This is a genomic window from Bacteroides zhangwenhongii, assembly GCF_009193325.2.
Taxonomy (GTDB): domain Bacteria; phylum Bacteroidota; class Bacteroidia; order Bacteroidales; family Bacteroidaceae; genus Bacteroides; species Bacteroides zhangwenhongii.
The window spans coordinates 1,002,662-1,025,368 of the sequence record NZ_CP059856.1 but is presented as its reverse complement, the minus strand read 5'-3'; the positions used below and the strand labels follow the sequence as shown (position 1 = coordinate 1,025,368).

18 protein-coding genes are annotated in these 22,707 nt (G+C 42.4%); 2 read left to right on the top strand and 16 right to left on the bottom strand.

What is annotated here, in order from left to right; all coding sequences use genetic code 11:
* Positions 1-3: 3 nt before the first annotated feature.
* The 10 genes from GD630_RS04050 to GD630_RS04005 all read right to left on the bottom strand — a co-directional run bounded on the left by GD630_RS04050 (position 4) and on the right by GD630_RS04005 (position 14,140).
* Positions 4-903 (bottom strand): glycerophosphodiester phosphodiesterase family protein, encoded by a 900-nt coding sequence (locus GD630_RS04050; protein ID WP_029425751.1) that lies wholly within the window; start codon positions 901-903, stop codon positions 4-6.
* A 20-nt stretch (positions 904-923) separates the two neighbouring features.
* Positions 924-1,982 (bottom strand): MBL fold metallo-hydrolase, encoded by a 1,059-nt coding sequence (locus GD630_RS04045; RefSeq protein WP_143864736.1) that lies wholly within the window; start codon positions 1,980-1,982, stop codon positions 924-926.
* Position 1,983: 1 nt separating this feature from the next.
* Complete coding sequence (locus GD630_RS04040) at positions 1,984-2,865, bottom strand: sugar phosphate isomerase/epimerase family protein (RefSeq protein ID WP_143864737.1); 882 nt, start codon at positions 2,863-2,865, stop codon at positions 1,984-1,986.
* 6 nt (positions 2,866-2,871) lie between these two features.
* Positions 2,872-4,845 (bottom strand): outer membrane protein assembly factor BamB family protein, encoded by a 1,974-nt coding sequence (locus GD630_RS04035; RefSeq protein WP_143864738.1) that lies wholly within the window; start codon positions 4,843-4,845, stop codon positions 2,872-2,874.
* Between the two features lie 27 nt (positions 4,846-4,872).
* Positions 4,873-6,264 carry a RagB/SusD family nutrient uptake outer membrane protein gene (locus tag GD630_RS04030; RefSeq protein WP_143864739.1) on the bottom strand — a complete coding sequence of 464 codons (1,392 nt, stop codon included), beginning with the start codon at positions 6,262-6,264 and terminating at the stop codon, positions 4,873-4,875.
* 23 nt (positions 6,265-6,287) lie between these two features.
* Entirely contained in the window at positions 6,288-9,731 is a 3,444-nt protein-coding gene (locus GD630_RS04025; RefSeq protein WP_143864740.1) for a TonB-dependent receptor, read from the bottom strand.
* 208 nt (positions 9,732-9,939) lie between these two features.
* Positions 9,940-10,929: a FecR family protein gene (locus GD630_RS04020; protein ID WP_182505699.1), complete on the bottom strand. Its 990-nt coding sequence runs from the start codon at positions 10,927-10,929 to the stop codon at positions 9,940-9,942.
* An 86-nt stretch (positions 10,930-11,015) separates the two neighbouring features.
* Positions 11,016-11,618: an RNA polymerase sigma-70 factor gene (locus GD630_RS04015; protein WP_143864741.1), complete on the bottom strand. Its 603-nt coding sequence runs from the start codon at positions 11,616-11,618 to the stop codon at positions 11,016-11,018.
* 135 nt (positions 11,619-11,753) lie between these two features.
* The gene (locus tag GD630_RS04010; protein ID WP_143864742.1) at positions 11,754-13,823 is read right to left on the bottom strand and encodes a protein-disulfide reductase DsbD family protein; all 2,070 of its coding nucleotides are present in this window, start codon (positions 13,821-13,823) and stop codon (positions 11,754-11,756) included.
* Between the two features lie 17 nt (positions 13,824-13,840).
* The gene (locus GD630_RS04005) at positions 13,841-14,140 is read right to left on the bottom strand and encodes a Dabb family protein (RefSeq protein WP_007754429.1); all 300 of its coding nucleotides are present in this window, start codon (positions 14,138-14,140) and stop codon (positions 13,841-13,843) included.
* A gap of 101 nt (positions 14,141-14,241) precedes the next feature.
* Here GD630_RS04005 and udk point away from each other — a divergent pair, with 101 nt between their 5' ends.
* Positions 14,242-14,853 (top strand): uridine kinase, encoded by a 612-nt coding sequence (gene udk / locus GD630_RS04000; RefSeq protein WP_143864743.1) that lies wholly within the window; start codon positions 14,242-14,244, stop codon positions 14,851-14,853.
* A 24-nt stretch (positions 14,854-14,877) separates the two neighbouring features.
* Positions 14,878-16,269 (top strand): MltF family protein, encoded by a 1,392-nt coding sequence (locus GD630_RS03995; protein ID WP_143864744.1) that lies wholly within the window; start codon positions 14,878-14,880, stop codon positions 16,267-16,269.
* A 3-nt stretch (positions 16,270-16,272) separates the two neighbouring features.
* On the opposite strand, the gene GD630_RS03990 is transcribed toward GD630_RS03995, so the two are convergent.
* The 6 genes from GD630_RS03990 to GD630_RS03970 form a co-directional block, all read right to left on the bottom strand.
* Positions 16,273-17,820, bottom strand: coding sequence for a sodium:solute symporter family protein (locus GD630_RS03990; RefSeq protein ID WP_143864745.1), 1,548 nt, complete (start codon positions 17,818-17,820; stop codon positions 16,273-16,275).
* Entirely contained in the window at positions 17,817-17,942 is a 126-nt protein-coding gene (locus tag GD630_RS21300) for a symporter small accessory protein (protein ID WP_007759122.1), read from the bottom strand. The genes GD630_RS03990 and GD630_RS21300 overlap by 4 nt, the downstream gene beginning before the upstream one ends.
* Positions 17,943-18,054: 112 nt before the next feature.
* Complete coding sequence (gene metH / locus GD630_RS03985) at positions 18,055-20,802, bottom strand: methionine synthase (RefSeq protein ID WP_143864746.1); 2,748 nt, start codon at positions 20,800-20,802, stop codon at positions 18,055-18,057.
* Positions 20,803-20,815: 13 nt separating this feature from the next.
* Positions 20,816-21,268 (bottom strand): SsrA-binding protein, encoded by a 453-nt coding sequence (gene smpB, locus GD630_RS03980; protein WP_007759119.1) that lies wholly within the window; start codon positions 21,266-21,268, stop codon positions 20,816-20,818.
* Between the two features lie 10 nt (positions 21,269-21,278).
* On the bottom strand, positions 21,279-21,824 hold the full coding sequence (locus tag GD630_RS03975; RefSeq protein WP_143864747.1) for a Yip1 family protein: 546 nt from the start codon (positions 21,822-21,824) through the stop codon (positions 21,279-21,281).
* Between the two features lie 32 nt (positions 21,825-21,856).
* Complete coding sequence (locus tag GD630_RS03970) at positions 21,857-22,645, bottom strand: hypothetical protein (RefSeq protein ID WP_182505698.1); 789 nt, start codon at positions 22,643-22,645, stop codon at positions 21,857-21,859.
* Positions 22,646-22,707 lie beyond the last annotated feature (62 nt).

Sequence of the window (22,707 nt, the reverse complement as noted above, 5' to 3'; positions counted from 1 at the left end):
TATTTAGTCGTGAAGTTTCTTTTTGCGCAGATACTCCAATAAGAGGGCAGGACGGTCAGTTTGAATTAATTTGGCTCCCTGATTAATGATCCATCCCCAGCTTTCATCCGGTTGATGAAGTTCTACTGCACGGTCGTCATCATGACCACCGCATAATTCGGGCCAAAGAGAGTTTATAAACAACTTAGAACCTGTATCACGCACTTTTTTTATCAGGTTAAGCACCTCCGGACTATCATTATCAAACACTAACTCATAAGCAGCAGGCTTCATGTGAGTCTGATAACTGTCAATAATAGCTTCGGCTCCTTTTTTATGCAACTGTACAATAGGCATAAAAATCACTTTATCCAATACAGCACCGTTTTCGGCTTTCACTTGTTCATAAGGAAGACCGGCTTTGATAACACACTGGTCAACCGTTCCCGTCTTTTCGAGTACAATATAAGCTTCCTGAAAATAATCATACCCCTTATCAATATTTACCATAATCTTACCTTTGCAGAGCAACATCACTTCTTCCAATGTAGGAATCTGATGTCGTGTCTTACAAGCTACTCCATTTTTAAGACGCATTGCTTTCAATTCGGCCAATGTATAATCTTCCACCAGTCCTTTTCCGGACATGGTACGATTGATTGTTTTATCATGCATCACTACTAAATGTCCGTCTTTGGTTCGTTTCAAATCGATCTCCACCATATCGACACCCATATCAATGCAATTCTGTATACCTTGCAATGAGTTTTCCGGGGCATTACGCCAGTCAGCCCGGTGGGATACAACCAATATTTTATCCGGATGATTTCCCAGCAGATTTTCTCTGATTTCAGCTATTCTATTTTGGGCAACAGCCAGTTGCACCAAACACAGAAGAAGTATGAAGTTACATATCCGTTTCATAAGTTCAAGCATTAAGAATTTTAATTCAGTTTATTGTTTTTCCAGACTAGTTTTTCTCCCCACATTGGTACATAAGTCTGTTCACAGTTAATCTTCGAAGCCCGTTCGAGTGCCATATCCAATGACCATCTTGATTCATCAACACCTGCATGAGCCAGTTCCAAGATATGTGATAACAAGACATAATCGGGCTCCACCTGTCCCGCACCTGAACCCAGAATATTATTTTCGGTCAGAGCATTGGGAGCATAACGCGGTATCAAGACATTCACATGAGAAGCCAAATTCGTATATTGTTCCGGTTTATAGTTGGAGTCTCCTACATGCATAAAGACGAAATTACCGGTATCTTCCCCACAATCGATCGAAAACACAGTCACAAAATTAGATAACCCGGCATTGTTATGGTCAGTGATACAGGTTTTAATCTTGAATTTTCCAATTTCATAATCTTTATCCCCCTTTGCAGTATAAGGATATGTCGTATCTTTCAAATAGTTGGATAACACCGGTTTACCTAAATCAAACATAGCCTGGATAAGATCATTATCATAATGATCGGAGTGCTTGTGTGTAACACAGAGAAAATCAATATAAGGTGCCAGCTCTTTCGCCCAACGATGAGAAATGTCAATAGCAAAACATCCTGACGGAGTTTTTACCACATACCCCATATTATAGAGTAACCAGATCGCTGCCGTACCATTTTCTACTTTTGAGTTTTTAATTCCATCCATCACACGATCAAATGCACTCCGATAAAAATAGATAATCGGATCACACTTTTCCATACTCGTACTTGCCTGATCGAAGCCATTCAGATAACTGATGAAATAATCATCTTTACACTTATCCGCATATCCCTGGATCTTGGTCAAAGTAGTGGTACGTCCGGTATTGACAATCAAAGGAGAAGAACTCCACAACTGTTGTGCAGTGGCATCTACTTCCTCTGCCAATTGCGTAAGAATTCCTTCATGACCTGTTTCGGTACTGTTGTTGTCATCATCATCACAAGCAACAAAACCTATTGCCAAAAGACAAAACAGTAAATATTGTATTTTTCTTATTATATCCATCTTATTTCTGATTTTTATAGTCATTAATTATTTTATTGAAAGTCTCAACCACCCGTTCCGGTGTCGGACGTGTGTTGTCGTTTTCATGGTCTTTGGTAGCTTCATACATGAAAACCCCTTCATAGCCGATTCCTTCGAGTGCATGCATTAACTTTCCCCATTGAATGTCACCTTGTGTAGGAAGCCAGTGACACTCGTTGACAAAGTCAAAGTCCGAGGCATGTATAGTACCTATACGTTCACCAACAGTTTCTACAAAATGCTCTGTCGTCCCTTTAGTATAATGATTGGTATCAAAACAAACCTTCACACCCGGAATATCTTTGATTATCTCCAAAAGCTCTTCAGGAGTATTACCCAGACAAGTTCTCGGCAGATTTTCGATGCACAACTGTGCTCCTATTTGATCTGCATATTTTTTCAGATAAGCGATAGACCTGGAAGCGTTAGTTATTCTTTGTGCCCGAATACTGTCAGCAATAGGCTCGGAACTAGGATGCAGCACTAAACATTTCGGCTGAAATTGAGCGCACTGTTCAATCATCTCCGCCATAAAATCTACATTTTCTTTCCTTTTCTTTTCATCCAGCACCGATATGTCCAACGTGCGTGAGAAAGGAAGATGTATAGACCAGACCTTGATACCAGCACTATCAATTTTTGCTTTCATATCCCGGATACGAGGAACAACTTCATCTGCCGGAACTCCTCTATAACACTGGTTAAATGCTACTTCCACATACTCTACCCCCACAGACCGGGCTTGAGAAAAGTCTGTGGAAGCAGGTACTTTCCACAAAGCTGTAGTCGTACCTACTTTATATTTCTGTGCATATAAACCCATTGTCATCGCCATAAATAAGATAAAAACAGGAACTCTCATTATCGCTTACTTTTGACGGTTTGTACCTTGAACATCACCACCACGAATACTCCAGGAGTCCGACTCCAACGTCTTATTGATAGCAAATGCCTTTATCGAACCGATATTATCAGATCCGATCGTTCCGCAATAAAGCCGTTTATCGGGGCCAATAGTAACAGCTGCCATTACTTGTTGTCCCACAGTTTCTTCAAAAACAATGTTACCATTAGTAATATCAAGTCCCAGCACTTTGTTATTCGATTGGGTACCTATATAAAGAATACCATCCGTACTCAAAGCACCTCCACTGTAGTTCAAATTGTTACCCACATTTTTCTCCCAGATTTTAGATCCGCCGGCATTTACTGCATGAACAGTCTGTGATCCTTTTTCAGTAAAATAGACATTGCCATTTTTATCAACAATCGGAAAATAAGCATCTCCTTTCGTGGTCGGATACGTCCATTTCTTCATTCCGTTTGTCATATCCACAGCCACAAGTCCACCTCCCTTCAATGTTGCATAAAGCATATTACCATTCAACGCAAAAGCTCCTCGTTCTGTCACTTTATTATCTCCTTCCAATGTCCAAAGCGATTCACCTTTTGAGTTGAAGGCATAAATTGTTGCATTCGTACCGGCATAGACATTGCCTTTCTTATCAAGGACAACAGCACCTCCCGTGTCACCATCTAACTTTTTCTGCCACTTGATACTACCCTGATTAACTACATCAAGTGCATACAATATGCTTTTATTAGTCAAACAATAAAGGACACCATCTTCAGACAATGCAGGGAAAGCTCCTATTGCACCATCCAATTTAACCGCCCATTTCTGTTTACCATTAGTAGGAGCTATTGCATATACATTATTTACAGAAGCATCACTCACACACTGATAAATAGTGCCATCAGAACCGACTAACGCTCCCCCGCCATAAGTCACCTTATCAATAGCAAACACCCACTTGAATTCACCGCTCACTACGTCAATAGCAAACAAATGACCCGCAGGAGTAGATGTCGGGATATACATTGTTTTTCCATCCGGAGAGAACACCGGATTGGAGGTCTTTACATATCCGGTAAGTCCACCGAAGTTCAAATCGACAGAATTCCATTTATAATTGCCGACCGTGACAGTCAGACTGCCCGACTCGGTGGTATTATTAACATAAGTCACCGTTACGGCCACTGTATAAGTACCGGTAGTAGCAAAAGCATGCACCGGATTGTTTTCTCCCGATGTCGTACCATCACCAAAATCCCAACTTACCGATTTCACTTCACCAGCCATGAAATACATATCGTTATAAGCAAAGGTAGAAGGCTCCCACACAACCAGTTCCGTACTAGCAAGAATAGGATAGATCAATCCGGGAGTAGCAGAAGTTTCCACCGCAATAGAATTGCCTGTAGGATAAACACAGACTACATTAAATGTATATTCCTGATCGTTAGTCAAACCATCGACGATGTATTCTTCCAATGAAGTATCATCCAGATTGATAATCTGATTACCGGGATTCACGGTAACCTGATAGCGAGTGAAACGTTCACTTGCAGGTTTCGTCCATCTCAAACGCACTCTTTCATTGCCGGCTGCTGCCGTCAGATCAGAAATCGGATATCTTGCATTCTTCGGTGTACAGGCAGCAGTAGTTTTACTGGCCAATCCTCCCCCATAACGAGGTTGCACAGAAAAAGTGTAAGCAACATCATTCACCAGATTATTGATAGTGGTAGTCATTGTTTTTGCATCCACAGTCATCTCGCCTCCTTCCGCTTCTGATGATCCGGAAGTCCAAAGAATCAAATATTCATTCGGACGGGCGTTCTCGTATGCTTCCCAGGAAAGAGTCACATTCATATCTCCGGCTGTTGCCGTTAGTGACTTCAGTTCATATAAATCGAAACTTGCCTTTGGCAGATCTTCTTCACAAGCAGTAAAGACTACCGTGAAAATGAACAACAAGCTATATATTATTTTTTTCATCGTTTGATTTCTTTTAGTTTAATCCTATTAATATCCCGTATTCTGCCACAGCAGTTCTGTGTTGTTTATTCTTTCCAACTCCGTTTTAGGAATAGGATACAGGAATTGATAGTCCTGAATAATATGTCCTTCTGCTTTCATAGCCTCCTTAGCACCTCCCATACGTACCAAATCGAACCAACGCTGTCCCTCATAAGGAAACTCCTGTTGACGTTCCAACATAATCGCTTTACGGAAGCTATCCTGGTCGGGAAGTTCTGTTATCTGAAGCGGAGACAATCCGGCACGAGTATGCACAGCATTCAAAGCAACCATAGCTTCTGAATTCTGCAAATTACTATAACTGATTTCATTCAAAGCTTCGGCGTACATCAACAGCACATCGGCATAACGGAGAATAATCTGGTCATTACCGACTGTATTATAGGTCGCACTTTTGACATCTTTAAATTTATTCATCACGCATACTTTATCTTCCACCTTTACATAGGTAATCAGATTCTTGCGCTTATCCCCATCTTTGTAGCACTCTTTCAGAGACTTTGTCTGATTGGTATCATCAGTCAGATTAATAATAGAGAACCAATATCCATGTCCTTCTCCTTCGACATCTTTATTAAAGCGAACAGCAAAAATAATCTCATCGTTCATTTTATTGTTCACGTCAAACACCTGTTCGGGAGTAGTCATTAAAGAATACCGACCCACTAGTTGAGATAGCACATTGCGAGCCTCCGTCCATTTATGGAAAGTCAGGTAAATCTTGCCGAGCAATGCCATTGCAGCACCGGAAGTCACTCGTCCCATATCGGCACTTGTATAAGAAGACGGCAACATATTTTCATTAACAACCTGATTCAAATCACCGACAAGAAAATCATAAACCTGTTGATCGGAACTGCGCCCGATTTTAAGAGCTTCAGCCACCGTCACCACTTTATTAGTCATCGGTATCCCTCCCCATAAACGATACATATTAAAATAAGTAAGGGCACGGATGAAAAGAGCTTCGCCTTTATATTGTTTTTTCAGAGTCGCATCGAAGTTGGCCTCATCAATTCTATCTAATACAAGATTGCAACGATAGACTCCATTATTAAAGTTCGCCCAGGCGGCTTCCAAAATTCCGTTAGAAGCTTTATCTGCAAACTGATCGATATCATAACGGTCTTGTGTTCCGGCAGTGGGCGCACTCAATGTCAAATTATCACTCCGATATTCGCAACACTCTGTAAAATAGGAAACTTGTGTCTGCAATTTGGAGTAACATCCTATCACGGCTACATTAAAATCTTCCGCTGTCTTATATACCTTGTCGGTAGGCACACTGCTACTCGGTTCCAAATCGAAGAAACTATCTGTACAAGCAACTGATAACAAGGCAGTTGATAGGAATAGTATTAGTTTATATTTTTTCATATAACGTGTATTTTAAAGGATGATTAAAGTGTTATGTTTAGCCCAAACAAGAATGTTTTAGCCAATGGATAAGTTCCATAATCCTCACCCGGTGAAAGAGAATTACTCGGACGTGCATTTACTTCCGGATTATATCCGCTATAATTAGTCGAAGTCCATAAGTTTTGTCCGGAAACGTAAACTCTTAATTTTTCCACGAAAAAGCGTTGAGTCAGGTTCTTCGGCAAGGTATATCCTAGTGTCACATTCTGCAATCGCAGATAAGAGCCATCTTCCAGATGCCAGGTTGAAGTACGACCATTATACCCCTTTGACTTACGGTTGGCACGGTTCACCTGACCGTTTCCCGGATCTTCCGGACTTTTCCAACGATTCAAGGCTATAGTGGTGCCATTGGTATTACCTTCCAGATTATCAATGTAACGACGATTCAGATTCAGAATCTCATTACCATATACTCCTTGAAAATTAAAATCAAGGTCAAATCCCTTAAACCAGACTTTACCACCAAACCCATAGGTAAAATCGGGCATATAGTTACCCACGATTGTACGATCTTTATCCAAGTCCATCACTCCATCCCCGTCTACATCCACAAAGCGGAAATCTCCCGGCTGGGTATTGCTGAAATGAGGATACTTTTTTAATTCTTCTTCATTAGAGAAAATTCCATCCTGCACCAACAGATAATAACATCCGATAGGTTCACCGACTTTCGTTATGTAATAAGCATGATCTACGCTACCGGTAGATATGATAGGAGCATTACCTGGACCAAGTGCCTTCACCTCGTTCGTATTAGTGGCATAATTAGCATTGAACGAATAACCGAAATCTTTAGTTACATTCTTCTGTGAGGTCAAGGCAACTTCCCATCCCCTATTATTCACTTTACCGATATTCATCAATGCAGTGCTATATCCGGTCAGGTGGGGAACTGGTACATTCAACAACATATTAGAGGTATTGGTATTATAATAATCCACAGTCAATCCCAGCAATCCTTTGAACATCTGCAAATCAACACCCACATTCACCATCGCATTCTTTTCCCAACTCAAATCTTCATTCTTTATGGTACTTGGCTTATAACCATTCACCAATTGTCCGTTACCTGTGCCAAGCACATAATTATCCAAAGCCATCAGAGACAAATGATCATAATTGCCAATCTGGAAGTTACCGGTCACTCCATAACTCGCTCTTAACTTCAAATCATCAACAAACGACAGACACTTAGCCTTCATAAAGAAGTCTTCTCCGCTTATTCTCCACGCCAAAGAAGCTGAAGGAAAATATCCCCACCGGTTATTCTTGCCAAAACGGGAAGAACCGTCTGCACGAATAGCTGCCGAAGCCATATATTTACCTTTATAACTGTACTGCATACGTGCCAGATAAGAAGCAATCGTCCATTGGGTTTTATCAGATGCACCTTTCGTCACCGTACCTCCGGAAATTGTTTGTATATAGTCGTTCGGGAAATCGGTTGCCGTCACATTATCTCCTTTATATGTCTCTTTTTGAGCCGACTGTACTAAGACCACATTGATAGAATGAGCATCCTTAATCGTTGTGTTATAATTGATTTTATTCTCCACCAACCAGTTGAAATAAAAACCTGATGAACTGTAGGCTGTCGGATTTGACTTTACATCATAATACTTCTGTCCCAATAAAGGAAGTTCCGAAGAACGATATTGGTCATTATGCGAACCATAATAATCGCCACCAAAAGAAATGTTATAAGTAAGCCCCTTATACAACTCCAATTCAGCAAAAACTTTTCCGACAATCGCCATACGGTCTACGACATCCGATTGTAAGTTTGCCATGGCTACCGGGTTCAATACGGCATTATGCTGATAGTCATTTCCAATTCTCCAATAGCCGTTTCCCTGATAATTATAGCTGCCATCCGCATTATACACCGGCCATACCGGAGGCATCATCAATGCCGATTGCACAATACCATTAGATCCGGAAGCATCTACCCGATTGGAAGTAGAATAGGAAGGAGAGAAATTCAAACCGAATTTCAGTCTTTTATATTTCCCGTCCAAATTCATACGCATACTATATTTCTTAAAGTCGGAATTAATTATAATACCCTCTTTATCATAATAGTTGGCAGAAATGAAATAGCCGACTGTTTTTCCTCTGCCGGAAATAGAAACATTGTGGCTGGTAGTAGCAGCAGTACGAAAAATAGCATCTTGCCAATCCGTATCCGTCAACCCCTTATCACCATTCAGATAGGGAAAGAGTTCCGTAGGAATACGCTCCCATGAATTCGGACGCATTCCGTTCGGGTCATCCGGTGAACCTCCGGGATTAGCATCCAGATAAGCGTTGTCATGACCATCCTTTGCAAATTCGGCAAACTGATATGCATTCATCATTGAAAGTTTCTTCGAAACACTCTGGATACCATAATATCCATCATACTGCACTTTCATCTTTTCCGACTGTCCCTGCTTGGTCGTGATAATAATTACACCGTTGGAACCGCGACTACCATAAATAGCTGCCGACGAAGCATCTTTCAAAACCTCCACAGATTCGACATCATTATTATTCAGATTGGCAAATCCACGTTCCACCGGCACGCCATCAATAATATAAAGAGGATCACTACCAGCATTAACCGTACTGATACCACGAACACGGATACTTACACTTCCCTCCGGATCACCACTTGGTTGTGTAACCTGTACCCCCGGCATCTTACCTGCCAACGCCTGACGAAAGTCTGAAGCAGAAACATCCGCAATTTGTTCAGCTTTCACGGAAGAAATAGAAGTAGAGACGTCTCTTTTTCTCTGAACTCCATATCCCACCACTACTACCTCATCAATCATCTTACTATCTTCTACCAACGTGATTTTCGCCGTATTTTTATCCTTTGCAGAGATATTTACCGTTTTATATCCAATATAAGAGATGGTCAACGTTGCAGACTCCGGTACATTCATTAATGAATAACGTCCGTCGATATCGGTAATCGTACCACTGCCTTCTCCCTTAATCTGCACACTGGCACCAATCACCGGTTCTCCTTTATCATCGGCAACTATTCCCTGGATAGTGCGTGCACGTTGAGCAGTTTCTTCTTTCTTAAGCGGCTGTTTGCTGACAGCAATTGTATGATCGGTCCTATTGAAATAAAGCTTGGCCTGGGAAGTAATTTCTCCCAGAATCTGTTTTAATGAAGCATTTTTAATGTCGAAAGAAACTCTCGGAGCCTTGTTCACCGTCTCCTGATCATAGAGAAACTTAAAATTAGTCTGTTTGCTGATTTTATTGAAAACACTCTCTACCGGCTCGTTTTGCACACGAAGCGTAATATCATGCTCTTTCAATGTCTGAGCAGCAGCCGGAGCTATTAAAATGAAGGTGAATAGTAAAAAAGCTAAAAACGAACAGCTATTTTTACTTATCCCTTTACAAATAAGAAGATTATTCATAAATTTGTGCGTTTTAGTAATTGACTAAAGTTATTAAAAACAAGCAATGCGCGATACGTTATTCATTTGGGTCGAAGCTTATGAATATCCGTCCGGATTGCGGATAGAGGCATTCCTTTGGAGTGCTTCTATCATTTTGGGGAGGTTCATGAAGGAGCTGTTTTCATCTATTATTTTTTAAAAGGTTGAACATTATCTATTATTCATCTCATTCTTTGTAAAGAAGTACATTGATGCCCTCTTTCTTATATTTGATATCACCGCTGATAAATTCAATGGATTTAAGTACCGCTTCCAGACTCTTGTTATCATGTTCGCCGGTAATCAAGTTGTTGAAATCCTGACCGGGAGCAAAAGTAATCCGGCAATTATATACCCGTTCCAGTTCCTTTGCCACATCGCGGATAGGTGTACTGTAAAAGCGTAACCCACCTTTCATCCAGACAGCCACTCCCCTATCCTCTGTTTTCTTACTATATTCTCCGGAAACAGTATTGATAAGCACCTGTTCCTTAGCAGTCAACCTCATCATCGCTTCCGGCAAATCGACCTGTACCTTACCACTCTCCACACTCACAGACACTATTTCATCTGTTGAATAGGATTTTACATCAAACCGGGTACCTAACACCTGAACATCCAGTCGCTTCGTCCTCACAACAAATGGCATCTTTTCATTACGGGCAACACGGAAATATCCCTCTCCTTCAAGTTCCACTTCACGGAGATCTCCAACAAAACGATCCGGATAACGCACTTGCGAACAAGAGTTCAGAACCAAAAGAGTCCCGTCCGGCAAAGTCACTTGTCTTTTCTCACCAAAGGAAGTGGTGATTTCAGCCAGTGTGACCTGTTGTGCATTCATATACCGGAAAAAGTTGACACTCCCTATGATAATGGCTATTACAGCCGCTGTACTGACTGCCACCACAGAAGCCCGGCGGAACCATGTACGTTTTTTGTGTTCAATACGCTTCAGTAATTGGCGTGCCTCTCTCTTATATTTTTCCCGCTCCAAATCATTACCAGGTTGCAGATTCCCGGATTCTTCCCAAACCTCTGCTGCCAGTTCGTCCAATATATCTTGGTTTTCTGAATCCTTAATACTTTGCAACAACTGTGAAGCATCATCCCGGGTATAAAGATCATCCAGGTAGCGATGCAATTTATCTTTTTCTGTTTTAGTATCTTTCATCATATATTCAAAATAAGGATATTACTTTCCTTCCCTTTGTATAAGTAATACACAAAAGTAAGAAAGAGCTAGGGTATGATTAACATTTATTATAAATTCAAGCACAATAGAATCAAAAGTACATCGGCTGATGTACTTGAATATTTAGTCAAATAAGAACGAATCACTTTTAGAGAAAGAGAAATATGTTCTTGCACCGTATGAACAGAAACACCCAATGCTTCGGCTATTTCTTTATGAGACATCTGTAGTTCACGGCTCATTTTGAATACCTCACGCTGGCGGGGCGTTAATTGCTCCAACGCATGAGCAATAATCTCTTTCAAATCATTGAGCAGAATATGATTATTCGTTTCGTTCGTTGAATCGATCGCTTGAGAAAGAATCTGCTCTTTCAGCTGATCTTCATTAGCCATATCCCGCAACTGATTCAAAATACGATTACGCACAATAGTATAAAGATAGGAAGAGAAAGAGGCTTCGGGATTGATGAAACGACGAGTTTGCCAAACTACCGTAAACGCATCCTGGAATATATCCTCCGCAAATTCACGCGACTTGACGAATTTCAGGGCGAAGTAGAGCAAACGATTCTTATAAGCGGCATAAAGTTCGCAAAAGGCCTCTTCATCTCCGTCTATCAGACGGAGAACCAGTTCCCGTTCATCCATTAGAGTGTCTGTTGCGTACATACTTTCTTTATTTTTGGCCACAAAGGTATTGTTATGATGTTACAAACGTATGTATTTTTTCTGAAATAAAAAAATAAAAGGCGACTTCATCCAAGAATGAAGCCGCCTTTTCTCAATCCATCGCCAGAGAAGTCATTACTTCTCCTTCCTATAATTTTCCAGTCCTACTTGCAGGAAGTCAATATATTTAGCTATATCTTCATCATAAGCATACGACTTGTTCAACGGTTTTCCCTGACCATCCAGCAATACATAGAAAGGCTGGGCGTTGGCACCGAATTTCACACGTTGCAGATAACTCCATTTGTCGCCTACAGTACGCAATGTACGTTCTGTGCCATTCTCTACTACTTTCACCGGTTCCGAAAGCGGAGTTTTATCATCTACATATAAAGAGATGAGCACATAATCCTTATTAATAATATCACTCACCTTTGAATCTGTCCACACAGCAGCTTCCATCTTACGGCAATTCACACAACCATGTCCGGTAAAGTCAATCATAACCGGCTTACCTTGCTGGCGGGCATACTCCATTCCCAGCTCGTAATCCTTGAATTTTGGATGCACCTCATTCTCATACAAGTTAAAATCCTGCGTATGCATAGGCGGAGCGAATGCACTTACCGCCTTCAACGGTGCTCCCCACAAACCGGGAACCATATATACCGCAAACGCCAAAGAAATAAGCGCCATAAAGAAACGGGTAACTCCTACCTTATTATCATCATCGTCGTGCGGGAATTTAACCTTACCCAACAAATAGAATCCAAGCAAAGCAAAAATCACGATCCACAAAGCAAGGAACGTTTCACGGTCGAGCAGTCTCCATCCGTATGCCAAATCGGCTACCGACAAGAACTTAAGTGCGAATGCCAATTCAAGAAAGCCCAACGTCACCTTTATCACATTCATCCATCCACCGGACTTCGGCATAGATTTCAGCCATGACGGGAACAGAGCGAACAGAGTAAACGGCAGAGCCAATGCAATGGCAAATCCTAACATACCAATTGCCGGAGCAACCACACTTCCCGTAGTAGACACCTGTACCAGCAAAAATCCGATAATCGGACCTGTGCAAGAGAAAGACACCAAAGATAGAGTGAAAGCCATCAGGAAGATACTCAACAGACCGGTCGTTGATTCAGCCTTACTATCTACCGCATTTCCCCACTTCGACGGAAGTCTGATCTCGAAAGCTCCAAAGAATGAAGCTGCAAAAACCACCAACATCAGGAAGAAGAGAATATTAAAGATAGCATTGGTAGACAAAGCATTCAGCGCACTGGCACCGAAAATCAGTGTAATAGCCAAGCCCAACGCAACATAAATCACTACGATAGACGCACCGTACGTCCATGCGTCACGAATACCTTTCTTCTTATCCTTGCTGCGTTTCAGAAAGAAACTGACGGTCATCGGAATAATCGGCCATACACAAGGAGTAAACAATGCCAATAATCCACCCAGAAAACCTGTTATGAATATATATATCCAAGACATATCTTTCTGTCCATGCTCCTCTCCCAGCGCTTGCAGTTCACTAATGACCGGCTTCCAAAGCTCACTGGATGCAACAGCAGGCTGGATACCTGTAGACGCATCCACCGGAGTAGCGGAAAGCAGTTCGGTCATGGCAACCGTATCTTTTGAAACAGCTAAATCTGTCTCCGTCTTGTCTGCGTTATCTTTCTTCTCTGCTTTATCCTCTTTAGCCGATTTGTCCTCTTTAGCCGCCACCGTATTACCCTTAGCTTCTCCGGCAAACTTGAACGGAACCTGTGTCGGAGGCAGGCAACTTTCATCATTACAAGCTCCATATTCCAGATACCCTTCTATCGCATAAGCCCCTCCTGTGAACTTCACCTTTTGGATAAACTTAGCCGTGTTCTCGAAATAGCGTACTTTCATCTCGAACAACTTGTCGAAAGTAGCTATCTCCTTACCTACCGGTTTCAACTTTCCTACCGGTTCAATCCCCGATTTGCTATCGACGTTGAATGTGGCGGAAATAGGTCCTCCGTCTCCAAGCTCAGTAGAATATACATGCCACCCCTTATCAATGGTTGCAGTAAATACAATCTCCGCTTCCGTATCGGAAAGAGATTTCAACTCCGTTTTAAATTTCACAGGATCCTGTATCTGCGCTTGCAACACATAGGCCACAAAGCTTAAGAGCAGAAAAGAAAATAGTTTTTTCATTCTTTTATTATTGGGGGTTATAACTCATAATCCACGCACGCACGGCTCTCCTTTGTCTCAGCCAGAATCTTACCGGCCGCAACATGTTCCGGATGCGTTGCATAGTATCTCACATCTTCTAAAGTATCAAACTCACTGTAAAGCGCGATGTTCCAAGTCTCACCCGGATTTATATTCAATCCGACCTCTACCTTACGGATTACAGAGATTTTAGCGGGAAGTGCTTCTATCGCTTCCTTAAATTTAGTCATGACTGCCAGCTTCTCTTCAGCAGGAACATCGTCTTTTAACTTAAATAATACAATGTGTTTTACCATTACCGTTGCTATTTTAATGAATTGTTTCTATATTTGTCTTCTTATATACTGTATAAACAATGCAAATTTACTCCATTTAGTTTAAATATATACTTAAAGAGATGTTAATAATAGGCATAGCAGGCGGAACAGGTTCCGGAAAGACCACCGTTGTACGGAAAATCATAGAAAGTCTCCCCGTAGGAGAAGTGGTGTTACTACCTCAGGACTCATACTACAAAGACAGTAGCCACGTCCCGGTGGAAGAACGTCAAAATATCAATTTCGACCATCCGGACGCTTTCGAATGGAGTTTGCTATCCAAGCATGTCATGCAGTTGAAAGAAGGGAAAAGCATTGAACAGCCTACCTATTCTTATCTTACCTGTACACGGCAGCCCGAAACGATTCACATTGAACCTCGCGAAGTGGTTATCATTGAGGGAATCCTTGCTTTATGTGATAAAAAATTGCGCAACATGATGGACCTCAAAATATTTGTAGACGCTGATCCTGACGAACGACTGATACGCGTTATCCAAAGAGACGTGATTGAACGCGGACGTACTGCCGAAGCGGTCATGGAACGTTATACGCGGGTTCTGAAACCAATGCATCTGCAATTCATCGAACCTTGCAAGCGTTATGCCGATCTTATTGTACCGGAAGGTGGAAACAATAAGGTAGCTATTGATATTCTGACAATGTATATCAAGAAGCACCTCAAGAATTAAAAATTGAAAATTAAAAATTAAAGAATGGGCGTTAGGACACTGATTATTCCTTTATTCCTTGTATTATTCTGTTGCGTGTTCGGATGTAAGAACACGCGACCCAATCCTGTAAGCGAGAACGCATACGACCTTCCGCAGATAAAAGACAGCGGCGAACTGGTCGTATTGACACTATACAGTTCTACTTCCTACTTCATTTATCGGGGACAGGAAATGGGATTTCAATACGAACTTAGCGATCAGTTCGCCAAAAGTCTGGGATTAAAACTTAGGATCGAAGTAGCTAACAGTGTCGACGAACTGATCCGGAAATTACTGGCAGGCGAAGGAGACATGATTGCCTACAATCTGCCCGTAACAAAGGAATGGAAAGACAGCCTTATCTATTGCGGTGAGGATATCATCACCCATCAGGTTATTGTGCAACAGGGAAAAGGAAAACAGAAACCCTTGAAAGATGTAACGGAGCTGATTGGGAAAGATATCTATGTAAAGCCCGGAAAGTATTACGACCGTCTTGTCAACCTGAACGACGAATTGGGAGGCGGCATTCAAATCCATGAGGTAACCAATGACAGTATTACTACCGAAGACCTGATCACACAAGTAGCGCAAGGCAAGATTCCATACACGGTAGCCGACAACGATTTGGCCAAGCTTAATAAAACGTATTATCCCAACTTAAATATTGATTTGTCCATCAGTTTTGACCAACGTTCATCATGGGCTGTGAGAAAAGACTGTCCCGAGCTGGCGGCAGCAGCCACCAAATGGCATGAGGAAAATATGACCTCTCCTGCCTATACAGCCAGTATGAAACGCTACTTCGAGAATAGCAAAATGATGCCCCATTCTCCTATCCTTTCACTAAGAGAGGGGAAGATATCGCACTATGATGATTTATTCAAGAAGTACTCCAAAGATATCGGTTGGGATTGGCGTATGCTTGCTTCATTGGCTTACACGGAATCCAATTTCGATACCACAGCCGTGTCTTGGGCCGGAGCAAAAGGGCTGATGCAATTAATGCCCGCTACTGCACGGGCTATGGGAGTTCCGCCCGGAAAGGAACAGAATCCGGAAGAAAGCGTCAAAGCGGCAGTCAAATATATCGCAGCTACCGACCGTAGTCTCAGCATGATTCCCGATAAGCAGGAACGTCTCAGTTTTATCCTGGCTTCCTACAATGCCGGATTAGGACATATTTATGATGCGATGGCACTGGCCGAGAAATACGGTAAGAACAAACTGGTATGGAAAGACAATGTAGAAAACTTCATCTTGCTCAAAAGCAATGAAGAGTACTTCACCGACCCGGTCTGTAAAAACGGATATTTTCGTGGCATAGAAACTTATAATTTTGTCCGTGACATCCTGTCACGCTATGAATCCTACAAAAAGAAAATCAAAGTGTAATACTTATTTCTTATAGGTCATCATGCTGACTCCGATAATAGCCAACACAGACAGAGGCAACGCAAACAATATCGGATCTATGACCGGAAAAGGGTAGGTGGAGATCAGCACATCCCTGCCAAACAACGCCTTACAGATACCCAATGCGGCAGATTCTTTCTGATGAAGGAATACGAGAGCGAACAAACTGCCGATGGTTCCTACCCACAGACTTGCCATCACTCCCTGCTTGGTGGCTTTCTTCCAATACAACGCACAGAAATAGGCGGGCAGGAAAGCAGCGGCACAGATTCCCATGAAGATAGAAGTGCCACGTGCTATGATGTCATGCGGAAGCATATAACAAATAATATAACTGACCAAGATAGAAAACAGTACCCCAAGACGAATAACGTTAGTCAACTTGTCACGCGAACGGGGTTTGTACGTTCCATAAATATCGGAACCGACGGAAGCCCCCATCGTATGGAATTGTGAACTGAGCGTAGACATACTTGCCGAAAGGATGCACAGCATAAAGAGTGCCGCAAACCAATCGGGCATTGCCTTATTTATAAAATAGGGAATAATCTTATCAATATCCTGTACTACCTCCGTTGCTACCGCACCCTCTGTCTTCAAAAAGAAAAGATTGCTCAATGCACCGGCATGATAGATAGCTCCTACGGTTATTATCAAGAAAAAACAACCGATGAACACCCCGCGATTCAACTGCTTGCTGCTCTCCACAGTCATAAAACGAACCACCAGCTGGGGTTGTGCAAGACAGCCGATTCCCACTCCCAGAATAAGGGAAGTGACCAATGAATACCATTGCGGAGAACCGGTCACTGGCATTGCCGTCCACCCTTGATGTCCCAATGCCTTGAATTTTTCCGGAACTAACGGAGCAATTGCCGTCAATTCCTTATTGGCTTCGGTAAAATTCATATCAAGCACCTGATACAAAGAGAACAGCAGGAAAAGCATACAGCCGAACATGATAACCGCCTGCAACGCATCCGTATACATCACTCCTTTCATTCCTCCCGCTATCACATAAGCGGCAATCACTAAAGTGAATATCAACAAAGAGATATTGAAGTCTATCTGAAAAATCTGTTCGATAAAGACCGCACCGCCTTTCATTACGACTGCCGCATATAGTGGCATTCCGATAAAAATGACGGCAGCAATGAATACTTGTATATTGCGCGAACGGAAATGACGTCCTAATAATTGCGGGAAAGTACTCACGTTCAGTTTTGCCCCCATACGTCGGGTACGCAAACCGAAAAAGATAAAAGCAATGACAACTCCGATAAACATATTGAGGAAACACAGCCATTGGATTCCCATTCCGAAAGCGGCAGCCACTCCCCCGAAACCAACGATAGCGGACGCCGAAATGAAAGTAGCCCCATAGGAAAGTGCCATAACGATAGGGTTCATCTGACGGCCACCTACCAGATAATCGCTGGCGGACGTCGTTTTCTTATATCCCAGAAAGCCTAAATAAGCGAGTGACAGCAGATAGGCTACCACAATCAGTCCAAGTGTAAATGTATTCATCGTGTTTCGTCTTTTTCGTCGTCCTTATTCCAATATTTCAGCCCGAACCAGGCCGCAAACACCACGCATACCACTGAAAGCAGGTATGGCAAAATGATAAAAGGGTCGTCTATTCCAAACATTTGCGTATTAGATATGAATTAATTAGAACGCAAATGTAAGGAATTTATTGAAAAGACAAAACTTTTGCTTACTAATACTGATTATAACGTATCTTTTTTCTTATATAGAATGCTAAAACAGATTCAACCGGTTCTTCTGGGCTTCTTCCAATGACACGGTTTCACGACGCAGCAAACCACTCTTTTCACGAAGCGCTCTATATTCCGTTTCCAACTCATTTACCAGTTCGGCTTTCGCCTGCGGATTCAACAATCTGGCGGCAACGCCCGCATTCTGGGAAGCGTCTTTCAAATGCACTACCGGAGCATGATAGACAGGAGCTATTTTTAATGCCGTATGCATCTTCGACGTGGTGGCTCCACCAATCAAAAGAGGAATATCCAATCCCGCTTTCTCTAGTTCACCTGCCACATGAGCCATTTCTTCGAGAGACGGTGTAATCAGCCCACTCAATCCGATCATATCCACTTTCTCTTCAATAGCCCGCTGCACAATGGTTTCGGCAGGGACCATCACTCCTAAATCAACAATATCGTAACCGTTGCAAGCCATTACTACGGCAACGATATTCTTTCCAATATCATGCACGTCACCTTTCACGGTTGCCAATAATATCTTTCCGGCAGAGGTCGTTCCCTCCGTCTTTTCCGATTCGATGATGGGTTGCAAGATGGCAACGGCTTTTTTCATGGTACGCGCAGTCTTTACAACCTGAGGAAGAAACATTTTACCCGCCCCGAAAAGTTCACCGACATAATTCATTCCATCCATCAACGGACCTTCAATCACATCGACCGCTTTATTATAGAGTGGCAAAGCCTCCGCCAGATCCTGTTCGAGATAATCACCGATACCTTTCATCAAAGCATACTTCAAACGTTCTTGAACAGAATCTTCCCTCCATGCATCCTGCTTGACAGCCGTCTGTCCGTTTGTTCCGTTCATGGTCGCTTTCAAAGATTCCGCCAACTCAATAAGACGTTCGGCTGCATCCGGACGACGGTTCAACACGACATCCTCAATCTTCTCCAATACGTCCGTTGGAATGTCGCTATACAGAACAGAGGTTCCCGGATTCACGATACCCATATCCATTCCCTGCTGAATGGCATGATAAAGGAATACGGCGTGCATCGCTTCACGAATATAATTATTGCCGCGAAACGAGAAAGAAAGATTACTTACTCCCCCGCTGATATGGGCACCGGGAAGATTCCGTTTTATCCACCCGGTAGCTTCGATAAAATCTACCGCGTAATTATTGTGCTCTTCAATCCCTGTAGCTACGGCAAGCACGTTGGGGTCAAAGATAATATCATGCGGATTGAACCCCACTTTATCTACTAAAAGGTGGTAAGCACGTTGGCAAACCTCTATCTTACGGGCGGCAGTATCCGCCTGTCCTTTCTCATCGAAAGCCATTACTACGGCAGCAGCGCCATACTGTTTGACAATCCGGGCATGTTCAAGAAAGACTTCTTCCCCTTCTTTCAAAGAAATAGAGTTGACAACCGATTTACCTTGAAGGCATTTCAATCCGGCTTCTATTACCTCCCACTTAGAAGAGTCGATCATCACCGGAACACGGGCTATCTCCGGTTCGGACATGATGAGATTCAAAAAAGTTGTCATTTCCGACTTTGCGTCCAACAGTCCGTCGTCCATATTCACATCAATCACCAAAGCTCCGTCCTCCACTTGTTGGCGGGCTATGGAAAGGGCCTCATCATATTTCTTCTCATTAATGAGCCGGAGGAATTTGCGTGAGCCTGCCACGTTACAACGCTCGCCGACGTTCACAAAATTGATTTCCGGTTTCACTTCCAGCAGTTCAAGTCCGGAGAGCCACATACAATCCGGCTTGGCAACAGGAATATGAGGTTTCGCACCTTCCACCAGAGCCGGATACTCGGCTATGTAAGCATCGGTTGTTCCACAACAGCCACCGATAATATTGACCAATCCTTCGTGAATATATTCTTTCACCTCATGGGCCATGTCCGCAGGAGTCTGATCATACTTGCCCAGACTATTCGGCAGACCGGCATTCGGATAAGCACTTATATAATAAGGTGCACGTGCCGCCAATTGTTCCAGAAAAGGTTTCAGCTGGCGGGCACCGAACGAACAGTTCAAACCTACGGAAAAGATGTCGGCATGTTGAACGGAAGCAAGAAACGCATCCAACGTCTGTCCGGATAAGGTTCTTCCACCGATATCGGATACGGTCACCGACAACATAACGGGTACTTTGACACCTGTTGTTTTCATTGCTTGTCCGGCAGCAAAAATAGCCGCTTTAGCATTCAACGTATCAAATATGGTTTCAATCAGGATAGCGTCTACTCCACCCTCAAGCATAGCCTCCATCTGTTGCTGATAGGATGCAGCCAATTCGTCATAGCTTAAAGCGCGATAAGCCGGATTGTTGACATCCGGACTCATGGAACAGGTTTTATTCGTAGGTCCGACAGAGCCCGCTACAAAACGCGGTTTTCCGGGATTCTTCGCTGTATACTCGTCGGCTAGTTCACGGGCAAGTTTTACTGCGGCAAGGTTCATTTCACGCACGTATTCCTCCACGTGATAATCAGCCATAGAAACAGTGGTCGAACTGAATGTATTCGTTTCGATGATATCCGCACCGGCTTCAAGATATTTACGGTGAATATCCTGAACCACATCCGGGCGTGTCAGACACAACAGGTCATTGTTTCCTTTCAATTGTCCGGGAATATGTGCAAACCGCTCACCACGAAAATCTTCTTCCTTGAGGTTATATTGTTGAATCATTGTCCCCATTGCTCCATCCAGGATAAGGATGCGTTCGGATACAATCTGAGAAATTGTCTTTTTCATTTATCCTATCATGTCATCGTTTGAACATTCTTGCCATATCCCTGCGGTCGTCTTTCTCTTTGATCGATTCCCGTTTATCGTATTCTTTCTTACCCTTCGCTAAGGCAACTACGAGTTTCGCCAACCCTTTCTCATTGATAAACAAACGCACGGGAACAATCGTAAAGCCGGGATTCTTCATTTCCCTTTGGAGTTTCTCCAATTCTTTTTTGTTGAGCAACAACTTCCTCTCTCTACGTGCCGTATGATTATTATACGAACCGTAGAAGTACTCGGCGACGTGCATATTCTTCACCCATAATTCGCCTTTCGCAAAATAACAAAACGTATCTACCAGGCTTGCCTTTCCCAGACGAATGGATTTGATTTCCGTACCTGTCAACACAATACCTGCCGTATAGGTATCTATCAGTTCGTAATCAAACGTAGCCCGTTTATTTTTTATATTTACAGAGGGTTGTTTCATCTTCACATATTTAATTAAGTATGGCTGTCAGTTTATTGAAAACAATCTGAATCACCGTCGGACATAGTATTAACAACGCAGATGAGAAAAGGGTGTATCTCAATCTCAGTTTTTCTTCTACGCCCATCAATACGGGAACCCCTTCCCATACCACATATACGATGTAGAATTGCAGCAGCCAAGCAATAATTCTAAAATCAGGTAATAGTCCGGTTACAATCTGGAGCAGGAATGGTACAACAAGCGCATATCCTGCAAACTGTTGCGCCAATGGTATATCACTGCGCATACCAAACATTCGCGTCCCCATCTCATTTATGGCGTATGCTGCCAGAAAATAGCCTCCGAACAGGGCTACAGCTACGGCACAACAATTGGTCATAGCTATCTGGAAACTTTGCGGACCTCCCCATCCATTGGTCAGTAACGAACCAATGAATACGGACAAACCGCATAAACCAATCATAGGATAGACAAAAGCCATATATACTTTTCGCCTATCCTCTTCCATAGAAATTTCCTCCCAAGCCTTAGCCGGAGAGGAAATCAATTTCATTGCTATGTTAAATAGTTCTTTGTAGTTCAATGTTATTCAGTAGTATAAGTTACCTCGTTCGTACCATCTATCGCCCCTTCCAAAGAGCCGCCAGTAGATGTATTAAGTTTCGTCTTTATTTTTATAGTAGTAGGTACTGTTCCCGATTTTTCACTAAAAGCTGTTATAGCTGTAGTCAAATCGTACACTTTATAGCCTTCCGCCCACCTGTCACGAGTAACTTTCTCACCTTCTGCGTCACTAATTTTATGATTAAGTGTCAATTCAAGTGTTTTCGCACCACTTGCTATGTTAGTAACATCATACGTTAAAACAAAAGAGTGCTTATTCAATTCTTCTTTTTGCTTATCAGTATTTTCTTCTACTTTTACCCAATAACCAAAGGGAACCAGCAATTTTTTATTATAAAGTAAAAAAGAAGATGGAAATAAAGATGTACCCAAAGAATACAATGCTGCATCAGCCTCGTAATCCGCAGAGTTTGCCACCGGCCCCTCGTCATCATCAGCATCAATTGCTACTGGAGCACTTCCTTGATAGAGTGTCACAGTTATTGAAGCTGCAGAAGCAGATTGCTCCTCTGTATTAAATTGATAATAAAACATATACGTTGTCCCATACCTTAAATCAAGCAAGGTCGCATCTTTTACAACTAATTTCTGATTGTTTGAGACTGAGAAAGTAGCAGGATATGTACCAACACATTCAGCTACAGCCAACCCTGTATAAATTGGATTATTTTCTCCATTCATACAAGAAGTCACCGATACACTCATCACCACAGCCATCAAAGCTACCAATAAAAATTTCATCTGTTTCATAAACATATTTTTTAGATTTTGCAAAGATATAAATTCTGATTCACACTTACTAAATGCAAAGA